Below are 18,763 nucleotides of genomic sequence, written 5' to 3'. Positions count from 1 at the left end.
GAACTAGCTTATTTTTTAATACTTGACAATTTAGTATTAACAAAATATCCATTTCAAATAAGATTTCTGAGTGTAGAGGAAATTAGATAAAATTTAAATTAATTACTACATATAATAAAATTACTATAACGACTAATTTCGACATAAAAATATGTTTTTATAAGATATAATTTTATTATAATACTTCGAGGGGGAAAAATATGTTTAAGAATATTAAGGAGTTATTTAAATTGAGAAAGTCTATTGAAGAGAAAAATTTAGAATTAAATAGACTTAATAGTGAAATAGATAACTTAAGTATAGAAAAGGAAAATAGAATAAAAAACTTAGATAAGGAAGTAAATGCGGAAGTTGAAAAGTTAAGATTAGAAAAGCAAGATGAAGTTTTTAAGTTTAGTGAAAAAATAGAGAATATAAAATATGAAATTTCACAAGAAGCAGAAAAAATTGAAAGGATTGAAAAGTTAAATAATGAAACTGAAAAACTAGAGAAAAAGTTGGCAAGAGAAACTAAGAAGTTAAATAAAATTAAGCCATTATATAATAGTATTCAGTACATAATAGAAAAATATAAAGTTCAAGATATATTTAAGGAAAATATCGAAGAGTTAATACTTAAAGAAAAATTTCATGATGATGAAATTGAGTTTAATCCAACAATAAAACTTAAACTACATTGCATGGATATAAAAGAGTTAAGAAAAGCATTTAATGAAAATGAAAAATGTATAAGTGAAGTTTTAAAAAAATATGAAGATAGGTATAGTACTAAAGCGAATGCAACAATATACAAGCTTATGGTAATTGCATTAAAGGCAGAGCAACAAAATATATTATATAACTTAAAATATGGGAAATTAGAAAAGGCTATAGAGGATGTAAAGATTACTACTCAGAAATACTTAGATATTGCTGCAGAAGGAAACCAGAGTATTTTTAATACTATGGTTAAGTTTATAAATGAAATAGAGTTTTTATTTATAAAATCAGTTGAAATAGAATATGAATACTATATAAAGAAAGAAAAACAAAAAGAAGAGCAAGCTAAACTAAGAGAACAAATGAGACAAGAAGCAGAGGAGAGAAAGATTTTAGAACAGCAGAAAAAACAAGTTGAAAAAGAAGAGGAGAAATATAAGGCTGAAATATCTAAGATTGAAGAATCTTTGTTGATTTCTCAAGAAAACGAAATGTTAGAAAAGTTAAAGGCTAGATTGGAAGAGTTACAAAATCAATTAGATAATGTTGAGCATAAAAAGCAAGATATTGTAAAAAGACAAAATGGTAAGGCTGGTTATGTTTATATAATTAGTAATTTAGGTTCATTTGGAGATAAAACATTTAAGGTTGGAATGACTAGAAGATTAAATCCACAGGATAGAGTAGATGAGTTAGGAGATGCAAGTGTGCCTTTTGTATTTGATGTTCATAGCTTTATATTTTCAGATGATGCTGTAGCTTTAGAGAAAAAGTTACATGATATTTTAAATGATAAGAGAACTAATAAAATTAATTTAAGAAAAGAATTCTTTAATGTTTCCATTGATGAATTAGAAAAATTGGTACAAGAAATTGAACCTACAGCAGAGTTTAATAGAACTATGGCGGCTGAACAATATAGACAAACTCTTTCTATTAATCAAGAAAGTGAGATATTGGTTTAAAAATTACACAATTAATACATTTTAAATATTAAATTAAATATGAGATAATATATAGGAGCAAGGAAATATATCTAAAAGATTTCTTAGCTCCTATTATTTATAAAAAAATAGGGGATTACAATGATAAACACTATAAAAGAAACAACAATAAAAGAAAAGCAAATACAACAGCAAGAAATAAGTCTAAACACATCAACAGGAGATAAAGATTATCTTTATCCAAAACTAAAACAAAGCTTCAAAACTGCAAATAAAATAGATATAATAGTATCATTTTTAATGGAACCAGGAGTAAAACTACTACTACAAGACCTAAAAGAAGCACTAAATCGTGGAGTTAAAATAAGAATACTTACAGGAAACTATCTTAAAATAACACAGCCACAGGCACTATACTTATTAAAATCAGAGTTAAAAGACAAAGTAGATTTAAGATTTTACAATAATCCAAGCAAATCCTTTCATCCAAAAGCATATATGTTCCATAATCCATTAGATTCAGAAATATACATAGGTTCATCAAATATTTCAAGAGGAGCATTAACTTCATCAATAGAATGGAACTATAGATTTTTAAAATCAAATGCACCAACAGATTTTAAAACCTTTTACGATACCTTTGAAGATTTATTCAATAACCATTCATTAATAATAACAGATGAAGTATTAAAGAGTTATTCAAAGGAATGGACAAGACCTAATCTTTATAAGGATATAGAAAAAGAAAAAAATAAGGAAGAAAATATAGTAAACATATTTGAACCACGTGGAGCTCAAATTGAAGCATTATATTGTTTAGAAAAATCAAGAGATGAAGGATTTGATAAGGGGCTAGTGGTAGCAGCAACAGGTATAGGAAAAACTTATTTAGCTGCATTTGATTCAAGAAAATATAATAGAATTTTATTTGTGGCTCATAGAGAGGAAATAATAAAACAGGCGGCTCAAAGCTTTAAAAATGTTAGAAATTCAAATGATATTGGATTTTTTTATGCAAATAAAAAAGATACAGAAGCATCATTTATCTTTGCATTAGTTCAAACACTTGGAAAAGATGAATATTTAAATGAAAAATATTTTTCAAAAGATTACTTTGATTACATAGTAGTAGATGAATTTCATCATGCAGTTTCTAACAATTACAAAAAAATAATAGATTACTTTACTCCAAAATTCTTATTGGGACTTACAGCAACACCAGAAAGACTTGACTCTAAGGATGTATTTGCACTTTGTGATTATAATATGGTTTATGAAGTAAGATTAAAAGATGCAATAAACAAAGGGTGGTTAGTTCCTTTTAGATATTATGGTATTTATGATGAAACTATAAATTATGAGAATATAGATTATAAAAATGGGAAATATGATGATAAGGGGCTAGAAGAAGCTTTAATGATTAATAAAAGAGGTGAACTTATATTAAATCATTACTTAAAATATAATTCAAAAAGAGCAATAGGATTTTGCACTTCAAGGCATCATGCTGAGTATATGGCAAAAGTATTTAAGGAAAATAATATTAAAGCAGTTGCAGTTTATAGCGGTGAAAGTGGAGAATATTCAGAAGAGAGAAATATAGCATTAAATAAATTATCATCTGGGGAATTAGAAGTTATCTTTTCTGTAGATATGTTTAATGAAGGTTTAGACATACCTGCAATTGATATGGTAATGTTTTTAAGACCAACTCAATCACCAACAATATTTTTGCAACAGCTTGGAAGAGGATTAAGAAAGTTTAAAGGAAAAGAGTACTTAAATGTACTAGACTTTATAGGAAATTATAAAAAGGCAAATTTAGTACCATTTTTATTAAGTGGAAAAGAATATTCAGCAACAGAATGTAAGAAAAACAAGCAAAGTGATTATGTTTTTCCAGATGATTGTATGGTGGATTTTGATTTTAGAATAATAGATATATTTAAAAATCAAGCTGAAAGGGAAATGAAAGTTAAGGATAAAATTAAAGAACAATTTGAAGTTGTCTATGATATGCTAGGCTATAGACCAAGTAGAATAGAGTTTCTTACTTATATTGATGATGAAGTTTATCAAAATATAAAAAGTAAAGGTAAAGCAATGAATCCATTTTCTAATTATTTAGAGTATATAAAAGAAAATGATGAGTTAAACCATTATGAAGAAGTATTATATAATTCTAGAGGAAGAGAATTTATTAATATGATTGAAACTACAAGCATGAGCAAGACTTATAAAATGCCAGTTTTATTAGCCTTTTATAATGGTGGAAATATAAAAATGGAAGTATCAGAAGATGATATTTATGAAAGTTTTTATAATTTTTATAGAAATGGTTCTAATAAGGCTGATATGCTTAAAGATAAGTCAACTAGCAATTTTATGGACTGGGATAAAAAGAAGTATGTAAGTTTAGCTAAAAATAATCCAATTAAGTTTTTAATAAAAACTCATGGTGATTTCTTTAAAGAAAAGAAGGGTTGTTTAATAGCACTTCAAGATGACCTTAAAGAAATTATAAATAATGAAGCTTTTAAAAAGCACATGAAAGATGCCATTGATTTTAGAGTTGAAGCTTATTATAAAAATAGATTTTTAAATAAAGAAAAATAGTATATTTGGAAGGAAATATAAAGTAAAAGATGAATAAAACATTAAATTATTATAATAACAATTCAAAAGAATATATAGAGAAAACATTACAAGGAAACACAAATAATCTATGTAATAACTTTTTAAACAATATTAAAAAAGGTGGAAAAATATTAGACTTAGGTTGTGGCTCTGGAAGAGATAGCTTAGAGTTTATAAAAAGAGGATACAAAATTACAGCAGTAGATGGCTCAAAGGAAATAGCAAGTAGAGCAAGTAAAATAATTGGTCAGCCAGTAATTTGCAGTAAATTTGAAGACTTAAAGCTAGAAGAAAAATTTGATGGAATATGGGCTTGTGCTTCACTCCTTCATGTAAATAGAAAAGATATAATAAATGTAATAAAAAATATATCATTAAATTTAAAAGAAGATGGAGTATTTTATATGTCCTTTAAATATGGTGAAGATGAATATATTGATGAAAATGAAAGATACTTTAATTGCTATACAGAAAAAACCTTTAAAGAAATGATAGAAAGGGTTAAAAACTTAAAAATTAAAGAAATATATATCACAGGAGATACCCTTGGTGGTAGAGAAAATTTAAGATGGCTTAATATATTATTAGAAGCTTAATTTTAAAAACAAAAAATAATAATTATTAGTTAATTAAATTTACTACTTATAAAAATTTGTAGTATAATAAAGAAAAATACAAAAATTAAGAAGGAGAAATCAAAAGATGACTGATGTAAAAGACTTAATAGTTGGAAGCTTTCAAGGTGCAATTAACCTTGTATATGAAGATAAAGCATTAAATAATAAATTTCTTGAAGAATTAAAAACTAAAAAAGTATTTGAAGGAAAGACAGGACAAATATTTTATAGAGTTACAGAAGAATTAAACTATGAAATTTTTGTGGGTCTTGGAAAATTTGAAGAATTAGAAAGAACAGACCTAATAAATGCAGTTGCTAAAGGAATTAAAGAGGCAGAAAAATTAAAAATAAATGATTTAAGCATTAATTTCATAAAAGCAAATGGATTATGTACAGGTGGAGTTACAAAGTCCATAGTACAAGGTGTAAAACTTGCAAGTTATAAGTTTGATAAATATAAAGCTACTAAAGAAAGCTATGAGCCAAAGGTAACTATAATAGGTGCACCAAAAGATAAGATTAATAAAATGAAAGAAAAAATTAAAGAAGCAAGTAATGTGGCAGATGGTATAATCTTAGCTCGTGACCTTGTAAATGAACCAGCAAACATTTTATACCCAGAAAGCTTAGCAAAAATAGCTTTAGAAGTTGGGAAAGAAAGTGGATTTGAAGTAGAAATTTTTGATGAAAAGCAAATTGAAGAATTAGGAATGAAAGCATTCTTAGAAGTTGCAAAAGGTTCAGTTCATAAGCCAAGATTAATTGTTATGAGATATATGGGAAATAAAAATAAGGATGAAATAGTAGGGCTTGTAGGTAAAGGGCTTACTTTTGATACTGGTGGATATTCTCTTAAGCCATCAACTGCTATGGACACAATGAAAAGTGACATGGGTGGAGCAGCAGCTGTTATTGGAACAATGAAGGCTCTTGCAGAAAATAAAGTAGAAAAAAATGTAGTGGCAGTAGTTGCAGCTTGTGAAAATGCTATTTCTGGTGGAAGCTATAAACCAGGTGATATTATTAGTTCTATGGCAGGAAAAACTATTGAAGTTTTAAATACAGATGCAGAAGGAAGATTAACTTTAGTTGATGCAGTTACTTATATTATTGAAAAAGAAAAGGTAGATAAGGTTGTAGATGTAGCAACTCTTACTGGAGCAGTTTTAATTGCTCTTGGAACTGAAATAACTGGAGTTTTAAGCAATGATGATAGCTTTTATGATGAATTATTACTTGCATCAAAGAGAACTGGAGAAAAATTCTGGAGATTACCTAATGATAAAGCTTACAAAAAGCTATATAAAGGAGACTTTGCAGATTTAAAAAATATTGGTGGACGTAATGGAGGAACAATTACTGCTGGTATGTTCATTGAGGAGTTTGTACAAGATAAGCCATGGTTACATTTAGATATTGCAGGAACAGCTTGGACAGATTCAGGAAATGATGTAACACCAAAAGGAGGAACAGGAGCTCCTGTTGCTACATTATATGAATTAATCGTAAAGCATAAATGTAAACATAAATAAATTTTAAAAGATTAATATTTTTTATAAATTAAGAGAAGCTATATCAAATTTATTTTGATATGGCTTTTTTTATCTAGTGATAAAAAACAATTTGAAGAATATAAAAATATTTTGGGGAAAAATTCTCCTAAAACACTTAAAGAGTTCCAAGAAATAAAGTATAATAATATTAAAGAGTGGAGTTTATTAAAAGAAAAGGCTAGTATAAATAGAAAGAAACAGTTACATGCTATTAATAAATATATAAGCTCAGAATCATATAAAATAAATGATAAATTAAGAAATAATTTACCATTGAATGATGATAAGGAATTTATAAATGACTTAGATAAAGCATTAGATAGAATGCCTATATTTAAAGGAGATTTAAGAAGATCACTTGAATTTTACTATGAAGAAGATTTGGAGAAATTCTTAAGTGAACATGAGATAGGTGAAAAAGTAACATATAAAGAATATCTTTCAACAACAAAAGGAAATACTTATAATTCTGATGGTCAAGTTCAAATTTATATTTTAAATTCTCAAAAAGGTAGAGATATAAGTAAATATAATGATGGTGAACAAGAAATATTATATCCTAGAGGAAGTAAATTTAAAGTATTGGAAGTTGAAAAGATAGGAAATGTTACGCATATAGAATTAAAGGAGTTGTAAAAAATGAGTGAAAAAAAATTATATACACATAGAAGATGGCATGAGCCACCTAAAGCAACGAGTATAGGAAGGGTAGAAATATCTGAAGAAGAGCAAAAAGAAAATAGAAAAATACTTAGAAGATTTATGAGGGAGGATGGAGTTTTAAAAGAAGATGATAAAGAGGAAGAATAGCACTTACTAAATAAATAGTAGGTGCTTTTATTAGTAAACCTAATTATATACAACAAGATGGAAGGTTAGTAAACTTTAATAATTAAATAGCTATTATTAGAAATAATGAAACAAACGAAATTGTTAGAAAGAATCCGAAGGAAGGGTGGATAAGGAATGATTAAAAAGGTTTTAGATGTAATTGAATCATATTTAGATGGAAAATATGAGGAAGATAAAAATTATCCGTTTTACCTTGAACTAGAAACGGAATTTTTATTTAATAATTATGATGCAATGTACAAAGAAAATAAAGAAGTAACAGAGTTGTTAAATGAAGAAATTCCAGATATATGTGCAGCAGTTGGAGAAATAGATATTAAAGAGTTCAAAAGACTTTTAAGAATTGAATTTTTAAAAGCAAAAGAATTGTACAATAAATAAAAGCACTTACTAAGTTAAATAGTAGATGCTTTTATTATGCTTAACATTAAGTCTTAGGAAACTAAGGCTTTTTATTATGCCTTTTATTACTTACTGGAAGGCTTTAAAGAACAGGATAGTAGTGGGAAGTATAAATAATTTTCTTAAAATAAGAAAGCAAATGCAAGAGCGTAGAAAAAAATTACAGAGAGAATTGACTTTAACAAATGGTGGCAAGGGAAGAGATAAAAAACACAAGCATTACAAAAATTAAGGGAAATTAATGTAACATTACAATATTTTCTTTTAAAATATGTACATTTGTATTAATTTACAGTAAAATTTTTAAATAATTATTAACACATAAGTACATATTTTAACATCCATAAAGCCTTAAACATTTTTACTCTTAAAAATATAATAAATATATAAAACCTTATTATATTTATATAAAAGAAGAGAGGAATTTTTATGGAAAGTTTCACCTTAAGAGAAGCAAAAAAAGAGGACTCGGGAAGTATAGCAGACCTGGTTTATAAAACAGAAGATGATCCAGAGCATATTTGGGGCTATGGCAGAAAAAAAGAAATAATAAATAGAATAAAATTGCTAGTAGAAAGCGAGGACTCAAGATATTCCTATAGGAATGTAAAGGTTGCAGAACTAAAGGGTAAAATTTGTGGAGCTATAATATTAATAAAGGGAAAAGATTTATCAAAGTTAGATAAAATTACAACTATAAAATTAATTAAATATATTAAAGGAATAAAAAATAAAATTAAATTTTTAAAAGATGTTATTTTAGAATTAAACTTAAATGAATGTGAAAAAAATGAATTTTATATTGCAAATTTAGCTACATTAGAAGAGTGTAGGGGAATGGGAATAGGAAAAGCTCTTATAAGCTTAGCAGAAGAAGATGCTAAAAAGTTAGGCTATAAGGTTTGTTCCTTACTTGCAAAGGATTCTTTTGTTAAAGGCTTTTATGAAAAGCTAAACTTTGTTTTTGAAGAAGAAGAGGAATTTTATTCTCATACACTATATAGAATGATTAAAGCAGTTTAATAAAGATAATGTTTACAGGGGAAAGAATGTAGATGCCTTGAAATATCTACTTTTGAATAGGATTATTATAAAATATTAATTAGTGAAATAGTGATTATTATATAAAATAAATAATCGCTATTTTTTATTGCCAATATAAACAAAAATATAATATAATAATTTATACTTAATGAGAGAAATAATCAGAGGATGAAGAAAATGAGAGAGTATAAGGAAATTTTTGATAAAATGCCAATAGCCATGTTGTGCGTGAGATATGGTTTAGAGGAAAATGAAAATTTAAAAATGGAAATTGAGTATGCTAATAATAGGATGCTTTTATTATTAAATTCAAATTATGAAGAAGTTATAAATAAGGACTTTTTTGAAGTTTTATCAGAATATAAAGAAGATGAAGAGTTCTTAAGAATATTAAAAAATTATGATGGAAAGATTTTAAGCTATAGTAAATATATAAAAAAGTTAATGAATTTTATTCATGTTACTATACAAAAAATAGAAGGAGACAAGTTTTTAATATATTTTGAAAATTGTATAGCTAAAGATTTTTTTAAGGGAATACATGAAGCAAATGGGATTTTCTATGTTAAAGATATAAATAATAAATATGTACATGCTAGTGATAGTTTTAAAAATTTAGTTGGGTTTGATGATAATCTATCAGAATTAAATGATATAAAAATACATGGAGAAGATGCAGGACAAAAGTATTTAAAGTGTTGCAAAGAATTTATGAAATCAAAATCTTATTATCGTAAAGAAATTTGCAAGTTAAAGGATAAGATTTATTCCCTTCATAAACATGCTATATATGATAATAGTAGTAATGTAATTGGTGTTATGGGAGTTTTTGAAGACATAGTAGAAAAGAAAGAAAAAATAGAAGATGGAAATACTTTATCTTATATAATTAATAATATATCGGATTATATAGTTTTAAAAGATGCTAATAGAGTTCATTTAGATTGTAATAATACTTTTTTACAGGATTTAGGAATTAGTAGAGAAGACTTTGTAGGTAGAAAAATTGAGGAAATCCCAGAGCTAAATAAAATTTTAAAGCATACAATCGAAAAAGATTTAGAAACAATTAAATTAGGAACTAAGCAAATATATAACGAAACAGTTTTATATGATGGAGTTGAATTTGATTTTGAAATAATAAAAGAACCATTTAGAGATAGCTATGGCAATTTAGTAGGCATTATTGATATAGCAAGAAATGTTTCTCATAGAAGAGAAGTTGAAAAATTAAGATTAGACTTTTTTGCTAATTTATCCCATGAATTAAGAACACCTTTAAACCTAATCTTTAGTTCACTTCAAACCATTGATGTATTAGAAAAAGATTTATTAGAAAATAACAGTAGATTAAAAAAGTATATAGGCATAATAAGTCAAAACTCTAAGAGGCTATTAAAATTAGTTAATAATTTAATAGATTCTACTAAATTTGATTCAGGATATTACGAATATGAGCCTAAAAATGATGATATAGTCAGCTTTATAGAAAATATATCTATGTCTGTAGCAGAATTTGCAAAACAAAATGGTATATGTTTAACATTTGATACTGATGTTGAAGAAAAAATAATGGTATTTGATTTAGAAAAGCTAGAGAGAACTATGCTTAATTTACTTTCTAATAGTATTAAATATAATAAGTCAAATGGAGAAATACATGTATTATTACAGGATGCAGGTGATAATTTTAATATAACAGTAAAGGATAGTGGTATTGGAATACCAGAAGAAAAGCTAGACACTATTTTTGAAAGATTTAATCAAGTTGAAAATAGATTTACAAAAAGAAGTGAAGGAAGCGGAATAGGCTTATCTTTAGTAAAAGACTTAGTTAAAATTCAAGGTGGAAGTATAGAGGTTAAAAGTAAAGTTAATGTTGGAAGTGAATTTACTATAAAATTACCAGTTAAAGTTTTAGAAGAAAGCAATGTTTTAAAAGAACAAACTTATGATAACTTAGCTAATAGTTTAGAAGTAAGAATGAATATAGAGTTTTCAGATATTTATCTTTAAGCGTGTAAGTTATTGATTTCTTAAATTATTAAGTGGTAACAGTTTAATTTTTAGAGAATATAATATATAAAAAAATATTATAAAGTAGTACTTAAGCTAAGAGGAGCTAGAGTACTACTTTTATAATTTTAAATCACAAAAGTTACATAAAGTGCGACTAAATTTTGTTTTAATTGGAAATAATTATAAAAGCTTAAAGGGTAGAGAATGGAGGTCGTGAAATGAAAGCAAAATGTGAGAAATGCGGAAAAGATGCTATCTTTTTTGATGTTAATTTACAAGCATGGTTATGTGAAGATTGTGTTAAGGAAGAATATAAAACTTTTGATTTAGATGGATTTATGGAAGGAAATAGTGAAAATATATATAACTCAGAATTTAATAATATATTAACGGCTATGGAGAAGTTATGCAATTCTATAAGTGAATCAAATAATAAAAGAATTGAAAGGCAGTTTAAAAACACACCATATTCTAAAGATTTAAATGAATTATTATCTAATATAACAAAAGATAGATTAGTTAAAATTGCAGAAAACTTAGGTGTTAAAAAAGTTTATAAATATAAAAAGCAAGAGCTAGCAAGGGTTTTATTATCATCTTATGAAAAGCTTATATTAGAAAAATTTAATCTTTTAGATGAAAAAACACTTAAAATTTTAAGAAAATATTTAAAAAATGATGGTGAAAGATTTTATGATAATGTATCTAATGATGAAAGAATATATTCAGATTATTTTATTGAAATAGGAGCAATTTTTCCCGTTGAAAATAAGGAAGGTAAAAGAGTATTTTTAATGCCAACAATAACTCAAGAAATAGTTAAGTCTCTGCAAGATTTCTATGTAAGGCTTAAAATAAAAAATAATACTAAAATAATAAGTTTATATAAAGGAATGGTTAGAGCTTATGGTTTGTTAGAGGTATATAAAATTATTGAATTTGTAAAACAATATCTAGTAGAAGAATATGATAGGAAAGAGCTTTTTAGTCTTTTAAATGAAGGTTCTAAATATAGTGATGATTACATTGTTGAAGGTGAGTTTGTATTTAATTCTAATATAGATAATTATATTGCTCTTTATAATGAAATTAATAAAAAAATGAAATATAGTGATTATAGAAAGTTTTCAGAAAGTGAATTAATCTCTTTATCTACAAGCAATTGGGAAGTTGATAATAGCTATGCAAAGGATTTTAAGAAAAGATTTTTAAAATATTTTATAATGTCAGAAGAGGAAATAGATGACTTTTTAAAATTCTTATATGCCACAGCTCAAGAAAAGAGTTTAGATGAAATTTTAAATGAAATAAAAAGCATGATTCAAGAAGAGGAAGCAAAAGAAATAGGGTTAGATATAATTAAAAAGTATGTTGTTAGTGTGCCAATTTGGGCAAATAAAGGAAGATGTATGAATGACCTTAAAATTAAATAATATATAGATATTAACAATTAAAAAATATTTATAAAATAAAGTGAAAATTAAATAGAAATATTTTAAATATAAATTGTAGTAAAAAGTAGTAAAAAAATAAGGAAGTCTATAAATAATTTAAGTTAAAAAACTTAAATTATTTATAGACTTCCTTATATAATAATTAAAAACTTTTTATAAATCTAAAGCCATATCTCCATGCTTAATCCAGTTTCTATTACGCATAAATTCAGAAATTATAAAAGTAAGAAGTGCAGGAAGCACAAAATGCATTACGATTATTTGTAATAAAACTATTTTTGAAGAAGAGCTTTGAGCCATTGTTTGATAAGCCATAATTTGTCCAACAAATCCAGCAGAACCCATACCAGAACCAGTTGCATTATTAGTCATCTTCAAAAAAGTTGAAGAAATAGGTCCAAGTATTGCACTAGATATAATTGCAGGCAACCATATTACAGGTTTTTTAATTATATTAGGAACTTGAAGCATTGATGTTCCAACCCCTTGAGCAAGAAGCCCACCAAACTTATTTTCTCTATAACTTGCCACTGCAAAGCCAACCATTTGACAACAACATCCAACAACAGCAGCACCAGCAGTTATTCCATCAAGATTTAAAATAACTCCAATAGCCGCAGAGCTAATTGGTAATGTTAATAATATACCCATTATTACAGAAACTAAAATACCCATAATAAAAGGTTGTTGTTCTGTAGCAAACATTATTATACTTCCAAGATAAGTCATAAATTTTGATATTGGAGGACTTAAAAGAAGTCCAACCATAGAACCACAAGCAATACTTACAAGTGGAGTTAATATAATATCAATTTTTGTTTTACCAGTAATAAGATGTCCAATTTCTATTCCAACTATAGCTGCAATAAATGCTCCTAAAGGTTCTCCAGGGCCTGCAAGAGTAATAACTCCAGCATCAGAAATAACACTTCCATCAAGTATTTTAGTTGCAAAACCACCAATCATTCCACATACTGATGCAGAAATTACTACAAGTGGCGTTTCTTTAAACTTATACGCAACTCCAACACCTATTCCTGCACAGGTTATAGAAGCAGAAAGCTTCCCTATAACAAATATAGTGCTTCCTATATTTCCATCTATAAGATTACCTATTTGTTGCAATATAGTACCTATTATAAGTGTGGAAAATAGCCCTAATGCCATTCCACTTAAACCATCAATAAAAATATGGTTTAAATATTGTTTTAAGTTTTTCATAGTTTACCCATCTCCCCATTTGTAACTTAACAGGTGTATATACACCTGTATTTCAAAGTAAGTTTAACATAATTTGGGGACAAAGGTCAAATAATTTTAAATAAATTACAATCAATCATTATATTTTTGTATAAAGGTATTTGTGTAAAGATAAAAATTATTAGCTTAATTATGAGTGTAATAATATAAATTTTTGTTATTATTGAAAAAAGCAAATAATGAAGATATAATGTGAATCAAAAGAGAGTAAGAAAATGAATCTAAAATAAAAAAATAAAAGAAAAGAGATAAATATGGATAGGTATAACAAAATAACAAATAAAAATAAAAGAGAAATTGTTTTATTAAAAGCATTTCCTTGCATATGGGGAAAATGTAGCTTTTGTGATTATATTGATGATAATGGAGATAATGAAGAGGAAATAAACAAGCTAAACAAAGAAGTTTTAGATAATGTAACAGGTGAATTTAAAGCTCTTGAAGTTATTAATTCAGGTAGTTGTTTTGAAATTCCAAAAGAAACAATGCAGTACATAAAAAAGATAGTAGATGAAAAGAATATAAAATTATTATTTTTTGAAAGCCATTGGTGCTATAGAAACAGACTAGATGAAATTAGAGAGTTTTTTAATGTAGATGTTATATTTAAAATTGGAGTTGAAAGCTTTGATTATGATTTTAGAAATAACTTTTTAAATAAAAATGCTAAATTTAAAGAAGTAAAAGAAGTAGCAGAAAAGTTCCAATCAGTATGTTTGATGGTGGGAATAAAAGGTCAAACAAAAGGAATGATTAAAAAGGATATGGAAATAGTCTTAAAAAACTTTAAATATGCAACAATTAATATTTTTGTTGAAAATACAACATCTATTAAAAGAGATGAAGAGCTAATTAAATGGTTTAGAAAAGAATATAGTTATTTAGATAGTTACGATACAATTGAAGTCTTATATCACAACACAGATTTTGGAGTAGGGGATTAAAAAATATTTATTATAGCTTTAAATTTAAATATTATTTTAGGTAATATCCTTATGATTATTTCAATAGAATAAAATTAAATGCCAAGATGTAAACTTATAGTAAGAGTGATATATTTGGAGGAGACTATGTCATCAGATATTCAAGAAATAAGTAATTTAAAAGAAGTCTTGTGCAGAAAAAAAGTTGCAGAAATAAGAAAAAAATACTATAAGGCTGAAAAGAAGGTTTGTAAGAAAATAATAAAAAACAATGATGGTGATTATGAATTTTTAATAAAAAGTAGCTTTGTAGAGTTTAGAAAAAGATATTTCAGCAATTTGTATAATGTTATTAGTAGTTTAGTAAGTGATTCTATGGGAAGTATAGAAGGACAAATGAGAGAATATATTCTTGAAAAAGAAAGAAATAGAAGCTTTGAAGTTATATCATTAATAAAGAGCATTTTAGATAGAAATAATATAATATGGGCATTGCACAAGGAATATTTAGATTGCAGGAAAGAATGTAGCTGTCCAGAGGTTATTACAATTGTTATAGGTCAGCAATATCAAAACTTAGCATTAAATATTTTTAATACTTTAGGAGCCGTTGAAGATGGACATGTCTTTGTAATTAATAATGTAAAGTTTAGGATAGCTTTTAGCTTCATGCTTGAAAATACTATATATAACTTAACAAATAATAATATAAGATATTGCATATTAGAAGATGAGTCATTGCCAATATTAACTCCATAGGTATATTACCTCTAGTTTTGAAAAAATACATATAAACTAGAGGTAAATTTAATTAAATGTATAATTTTTATACATATATTATGGAGATTAATTAAATTTTTAAAGCCCTATGGAAAAATAAAAAATATATGGTATAATAAAAACATAACAAGAAAACGTATACAATAATATGAAAATTAAGGGGGAGAGAGTTATGGGGAAAGATTCAAAGGTTGTTGAAATTAATAGTAAAGTAAAAGAGGGAAATGAAGAGGTAAAAGAAGTTAATAAAGAGGAAGTTCTTAAAGAATACGAAGATACATTAGGATATTAAAAAATTATAAAAGCTTATAGGGTAAAGCTTTTTTGATTTATTAGGGTAAAATTTTAGCTATGGTAATAAAAGTTAAATAAGATATTAGATAGGACAAACTATTTAATATCTTATTTTTTTTTATTTAAGAAAATAAATAAGAAGTATGTAAGTTAAAGGTTAATTAATAATAAAATAAGAAAATTGATTGACTTATTTTATTAAATTTTTAGCTTTAATATTAAAATACAACAGGCATAATATGAAAAACATGGACATTAATGTATTTACAGTTTATAATATCCTATATATTGTAAAAATGTAAAAAGAAACAAAGGGATTAAAAAGGGGTGAACATACATAAATGAAGGATAAGAAAAATAAAGTCACGGCTATGGCTATGGCAACAACAATAGCAGTAACAACAATGGCACCATTACCAACAACTACAGTTTACGCACAAGAATTGGACAAGACACAAATAGAAGCAAGGGTTAAGGAAGAAAACAAAGAAAAAGATACTAAGGCAGAAGCTCCAGAAGATGAAAATAAGGGAGCAGTTGAAAACAATAAAGAAACAAGTAATGTAGAAGATGAAAAAACAGAAGAAAGCACAAGCAATAAGGAAAACAATGAGGAGAAGGTTCAGGAAGAAGAAAAAGATAATGCAGAAGAAACGGACAAGGTAGAAAATCAAGATAACAAAGAAAATACAGATGAAAATACAAAAGTGGAAGACCAAGAAAAGAAAGAAGAAACTGAAATTAAAGATAGTAATGAAAAAAATGAAACTTTAGATAATGATGAAAATAAAAGCGAAAGTGAAAAGGTAGAAAAAGAAGCCTTAGAAAAGGTTGAAGAAAGTGAAAATAAGGATTTATCTAGGGTAGAGGAAAATAAAGAAAGTGGAGAAAAAGAAAGAGATGGAGAAGTTGCAATTGATGCAACAAACTTTCCAGATAAAGAGTTTAGGCAGTATGTGTCAGATAACTTTGATACTAATAATGATGGAGTTCTTTCAGAAGATGAGATAAATGCAGTAACAAGGATTGATGTTTATCAAGAGAAGAATATATTGAATTTAAAAGGAATTGAGCATTTTAGAAATTTGAGATATTTGGATTGTGATAGGACAGGGATAACAAGTTTAGATATAAGCAAAAATACAGCTTTGCAAACTTTGAATTGTAGTATGACAGGAATAACAAGTTTAGATGTAAGTCATAATATAGCTTTAGAATATTTGGATTGTAATAGTACAGAAATAACAAGCTTAGATGTAAGCAATAATAAAGCTTTAACTACTTTGTATTGTAATTATACAGGAATAAGAAGTTTAGATGTAAGCAATAATAAAGCTTTAACTACTTTGTATTGTAGTGATACAGGAATAACAAGTTTAGATGTAAGTCAAAATACAGCTTTGAAAGATTTGAATTGTAGTGGTACAGAAATAACAAGTTTAGATGTAAGTCAAAACAAAGCTTTAAAATGGTTGAATTGTAGTAGTACAGGAATAAAAAGCTTAGATGTAAGTCAAAATACAGCTTTAATTGATTTGGAGTGTAGTGATACACCAATAATAAACTTAGATATTGGTAATAATAATAATTTACGTTTAAGTTATGATGCAAATAAAACAAAGGATTTAACTTTAACAAGTAATTCTTTTAATGCTAAAGATAAGCTTGAATGTGATGTAAGTAAAATAGGTAATATAAAGGGAGCAACATTAGATACAAATACTGGTATTATGACTATTGAGTCAATAGATACCCCGATAACTTATGAATATGATTGTGGTACTTCTAGTAATGGGCAAGCAGTTTTAAATGTAACCTTGAACCTTGAAAGGGGAGATAGGGAAATTGAAATTAATGATGATTTAAATAAAACTTATGATGGAAATTCTGTTACATTAACAAAGAGTGATTGTACAATTAAAGAAGTAACAACTTATGATGATGTATCTACGGTAGAGAATGGAGATGTTACCTTTACTTATTATAAAAAGAATTCAGCTGGAGCATGGGAAAAAGTTCAAGAGGTAAGGGAAGTAGGAGAATATAAAGTAGTAGCAAATTTAGACAAAGTTGAATATTGGAATGAAGCAGTAGGAGAAAAGGAATTTAAAATTTCTCAAGCTACTAACGAATGGAAAGATGAACTTTTAATTGATGGATGGACTTATGGAGAAGCTTCAAAGGAGCCAATAGCATCATCAAAGTTTGGTGACGTAGAGTTTACTTATAGTAATTCTAAAGATGGTGAGTTTTCTAGTACAACTCCAACAGAAGCTGGAATATGGTATGTAAAGGCAGAAGTTATAGGAAATGATAATTATACTGGAATTTCAGATATAAAAGAATTTGAAATTAAAAAGGCTGTGGCACCAGAAGTAATTTTACCTAATAATTTATCTGCCATTCAAAATGATTTATTATCTACAATTGAATTGCCAGAAGGTTGGACATGGGTTAATCCTAATGAAAAAGTTACTGTAAATAATAAGGAATATAAGGCAAGATTAACAGTTGATGATAAGAATTATGATTATTCAAAAGTTGATGGCTATAATTCAAAAGGACATTATGTAGAAAGAACTCTTACTGTTTCTGTTTCTCAAGGGAAAAATGAATGGTCTGTAACACCTTCAATAAAGGGATGGACTTATGGAGAAAAGGCAAATGCTCCAATAGGTAGTGCTGAACATGGAAGTGTAATATTTACTTATAGTAATTCTGAAACTGGTAAGTTTGAAAGTACTGTTCCAACTGATGCTGGAACTTGGTATATGAAAGCAACTGTTTTAGAAACTCCTGAATATGCAGAATTATCTAAAGTTATTGAATTTGAAATTGCAAAGGCTAAGCCAACTTATTCTATTCCACAAGATATAAAAGCAACGTATGGACAAACTTTAAAGGATATTAAGCTTCCAGAAGGTTTTTCATGGGTTGATGATACTCAATCCGTAGGGAATGTTGGAGCAAATAAGTTTATGGCAACTTATACGCCAAGTGATACAAATAATTATGAAGTTGTAAATGATATTGAAGTTACTGTTGATGTTACACAAGCTATAAATAACTGGACACAAGAGCTTTCAATAGAAGGTTGGACTTATGGAGAAGCTCCAAAGAATCCAACAGCTTCTGCACAGTTTGGAGAAGTAAAGTTTAGTTACAGTAATAAAAAGACTAGAAATTATACAGAAGAAGTTCCAACTGGAGCTGGAACATGGTATGTAAAAGCTGAAGTTATAGGAAATGATAATTATGCTGGAATTTCAGATATAAAAGAATT

14 protein-coding genes are annotated in these 18,763 nt (G+C 26.6%); 13 read left to right on the top strand and 1 reads right to left on the bottom strand.

Annotated features, from left to right (window positions below; genetic code table 11):
• Positions 1 to 200: 200 nt before the first annotated feature.
• From QZ321_RS09235 to QZ321_RS09190, 10 genes are all read left to right on the top strand, one after another.
• The gene (locus tag QZ321_RS09235) at positions 201 to 1,664 is read left to right on the top strand and encodes a GIY-YIG nuclease family protein (protein ID WP_291750081.1); all 1,464 of its coding nucleotides are present in this window, start codon (positions 201 to 203) and stop codon (positions 1,662 to 1,664) included.
• Positions 1,665 to 1,784: 120 nt separating this feature from the next.
• Positions 1,785 to 4,259, top strand: coding sequence for a DEAD/DEAH box helicase family protein (locus tag QZ321_RS09230; protein WP_291750086.1), 2,475 nt, complete (start codon positions 1,785 to 1,787; stop codon positions 4,257 to 4,259).
• 29 nt (positions 4,260 to 4,288) lie between these two features.
• Positions 4,289 to 4,876, top strand: a complete 588-nt coding sequence (locus tag QZ321_RS09225; RefSeq protein WP_291750088.1) for a class I SAM-dependent methyltransferase — start codon at positions 4,289 to 4,291, stop codon at positions 4,874 to 4,876.
• A 106-nt stretch (positions 4,877 to 4,982) separates the two neighbouring features.
• On the top strand, positions 4,983 to 6,431 hold the full coding sequence (locus QZ321_RS09220; protein ID WP_291750090.1) for a leucyl aminopeptidase: 1,449 nt from the start codon (positions 4,983 to 4,985) through the stop codon (positions 6,429 to 6,431).
• A gap of 54 nt (positions 6,432 to 6,485) precedes the next feature.
• Entirely contained in the window at positions 6,486 to 7,088 is a 603-nt protein-coding gene (locus QZ321_RS09215; protein WP_294196668.1) for an ADP-ribosyltransferase, read from the top strand.
• Positions 7,089 to 7,091: 3 nt separating this feature from the next.
• On the top strand, positions 7,092 to 7,262 hold the full coding sequence (locus tag QZ321_RS09210) for a hypothetical protein (RefSeq protein WP_291739962.1): 171 nt from the start codon (positions 7,092 to 7,094) through the stop codon (positions 7,260 to 7,262).
• A gap of 156 nt (positions 7,263 to 7,418) precedes the next feature.
• On the top strand, positions 7,419 to 7,685 hold the full coding sequence (locus tag QZ321_RS09205) for a hypothetical protein (protein ID WP_291750096.1): 267 nt from the start codon (positions 7,419 to 7,421) through the stop codon (positions 7,683 to 7,685).
• Between the two features lie 450 nt (positions 7,686 to 8,135).
• Positions 8,136 to 8,729, top strand: a complete 594-nt coding sequence (locus tag QZ321_RS09200) for a GNAT family N-acetyltransferase (RefSeq protein ID WP_291750099.1) — start codon at positions 8,136 to 8,138, stop codon at positions 8,727 to 8,729.
• Positions 8,730 to 8,927: 198 nt separating this feature from the next.
• Positions 8,928 to 10,766: a PAS domain-containing sensor histidine kinase gene (locus tag QZ321_RS09195; protein ID WP_291750102.1), complete on the top strand. Its 1,839-nt coding sequence runs from the start codon at positions 8,928 to 8,930 to the stop codon at positions 10,764 to 10,766.
• A gap of 221 nt (positions 10,767 to 10,987) precedes the next feature.
• Entirely contained in the window at positions 10,988 to 12,202 is a 1,215-nt protein-coding gene (locus QZ321_RS09190; protein ID WP_291750105.1) for a hypothetical protein, read from the top strand.
• A gap of 174 nt (positions 12,203 to 12,376) precedes the next feature.
• Here the strand turns inward: QZ321_RS09190 and QZ321_RS09185 are convergent, their stop codons facing one another.
• A complete protein-coding gene (locus tag QZ321_RS09185; RefSeq protein WP_291750107.1) occupies positions 12,377 to 13,444 on the bottom strand; it encodes a PTS transporter subunit IIC in 1,068 nt (355 codons plus the stop codon).
• Between the two features lie 293 nt (positions 13,445 to 13,737).
• Between QZ321_RS09185 and QZ321_RS09180 the strand changes: the two genes are divergently transcribed.
• The 3 genes from QZ321_RS09180 to QZ321_RS09170 form a co-directional block, all read left to right on the top strand.
• Positions 13,738 to 14,427, top strand: coding sequence for a radical SAM protein (locus QZ321_RS09180; protein WP_291750111.1), 690 nt, complete (start codon positions 13,738 to 13,740; stop codon positions 14,425 to 14,427).
• A 126-nt stretch (positions 14,428 to 14,553) separates the two neighbouring features.
• Positions 14,554 to 15,165 (top strand): hypothetical protein, encoded by a 612-nt coding sequence (locus tag QZ321_RS09175; protein ID WP_291750113.1) that lies wholly within the window; start codon positions 14,554 to 14,556, stop codon positions 15,163 to 15,165.
• 656 nt (positions 15,166 to 15,821) lie between these two features.
• The coding region (locus QZ321_RS09170) for an MBG domain-containing protein (protein WP_294196667.1) at positions 15,822 to 18,763 on the top strand (2,942 nt) is incomplete at its 3' end.

The organism is uncultured Clostridium sp., from assembly GCF_910588715.1.
Lineage (GTDB): Bacteria > Bacillota > Clostridia > Clostridiales > Clostridiaceae > Clostridium.
Note: the sequence above shows the minus strand (reverse complement) of the source record. Positions and strands in the feature narration are given on the sequence as shown.

What these genes read in the sequence shown, in the direction of transcription:
- QZ321_RS09235 (WP_291750081.1), top strand. Translation starts at nt 201, where the DNA reads ATGTTTAAGAATATTAAGGAGTTATTTAAATTGAGAAAGTCTATTGAA.
- QZ321_RS09230 (WP_291750086.1), top strand. Translation starts at nt 1,785, where the DNA reads ATGATAAACACTATAAAAGAAACAACAATAAAAGAAAAGCAAATACAA.
- QZ321_RS09225 (WP_291750088.1), top strand. Translation starts at nt 4,289, where the DNA reads ATGAATAAAACATTAAATTATTATAATAACAATTCAAAAGAATATATA.
- QZ321_RS09220 (WP_291750090.1), top strand. Translation starts at nt 4,983, where the DNA reads ATGACTGATGTAAAAGACTTAATAGTTGGAAGCTTTCAAGGTGCAATT.
- QZ321_RS09210 (WP_291739962.1), top strand. Translation starts at nt 7,092, where the DNA reads ATGAGTGAAAAAAAATTATATACACATAGAAGATGGCATGAGCCACCT.
- QZ321_RS09205 (WP_291750096.1), top strand. Translation starts at nt 7,419, where the DNA reads ATGATTAAAAAGGTTTTAGATGTAATTGAATCATATTTAGATGGAAAA.
- QZ321_RS09200 (WP_291750099.1), top strand. Translation starts at nt 8,136, where the DNA reads ATGGAAAGTTTCACCTTAAGAGAAGCAAAAAAAGAGGACTCGGGAAGT.
- QZ321_RS09195 (WP_291750102.1), top strand. Translation starts at nt 8,928, where the DNA reads ATGAGAGAGTATAAGGAAATTTTTGATAAAATGCCAATAGCCATGTTG.
- QZ321_RS09190 (WP_291750105.1), top strand. Translation starts at nt 10,988, where the DNA reads ATGAAAGCAAAATGTGAGAAATGCGGAAAAGATGCTATCTTTTTTGAT.
- QZ321_RS09185 (WP_291750107.1), bottom strand. Translation starts at nt 13,444, where the DNA reads ATGAAAAACTTAAAACAATATTTAAACCATATTTTTATTGATGGTTTA.
- QZ321_RS09180 (WP_291750111.1), top strand. Translation starts at nt 13,738, where the DNA reads ATGGATAGGTATAACAAAATAACAAATAAAAATAAAAGAGAAATTGTT.
- QZ321_RS09175 (WP_291750113.1), top strand. Translation starts at nt 14,554, where the DNA reads ATGTCATCAGATATTCAAGAAATAAGTAATTTAAAAGAAGTCTTGTGC.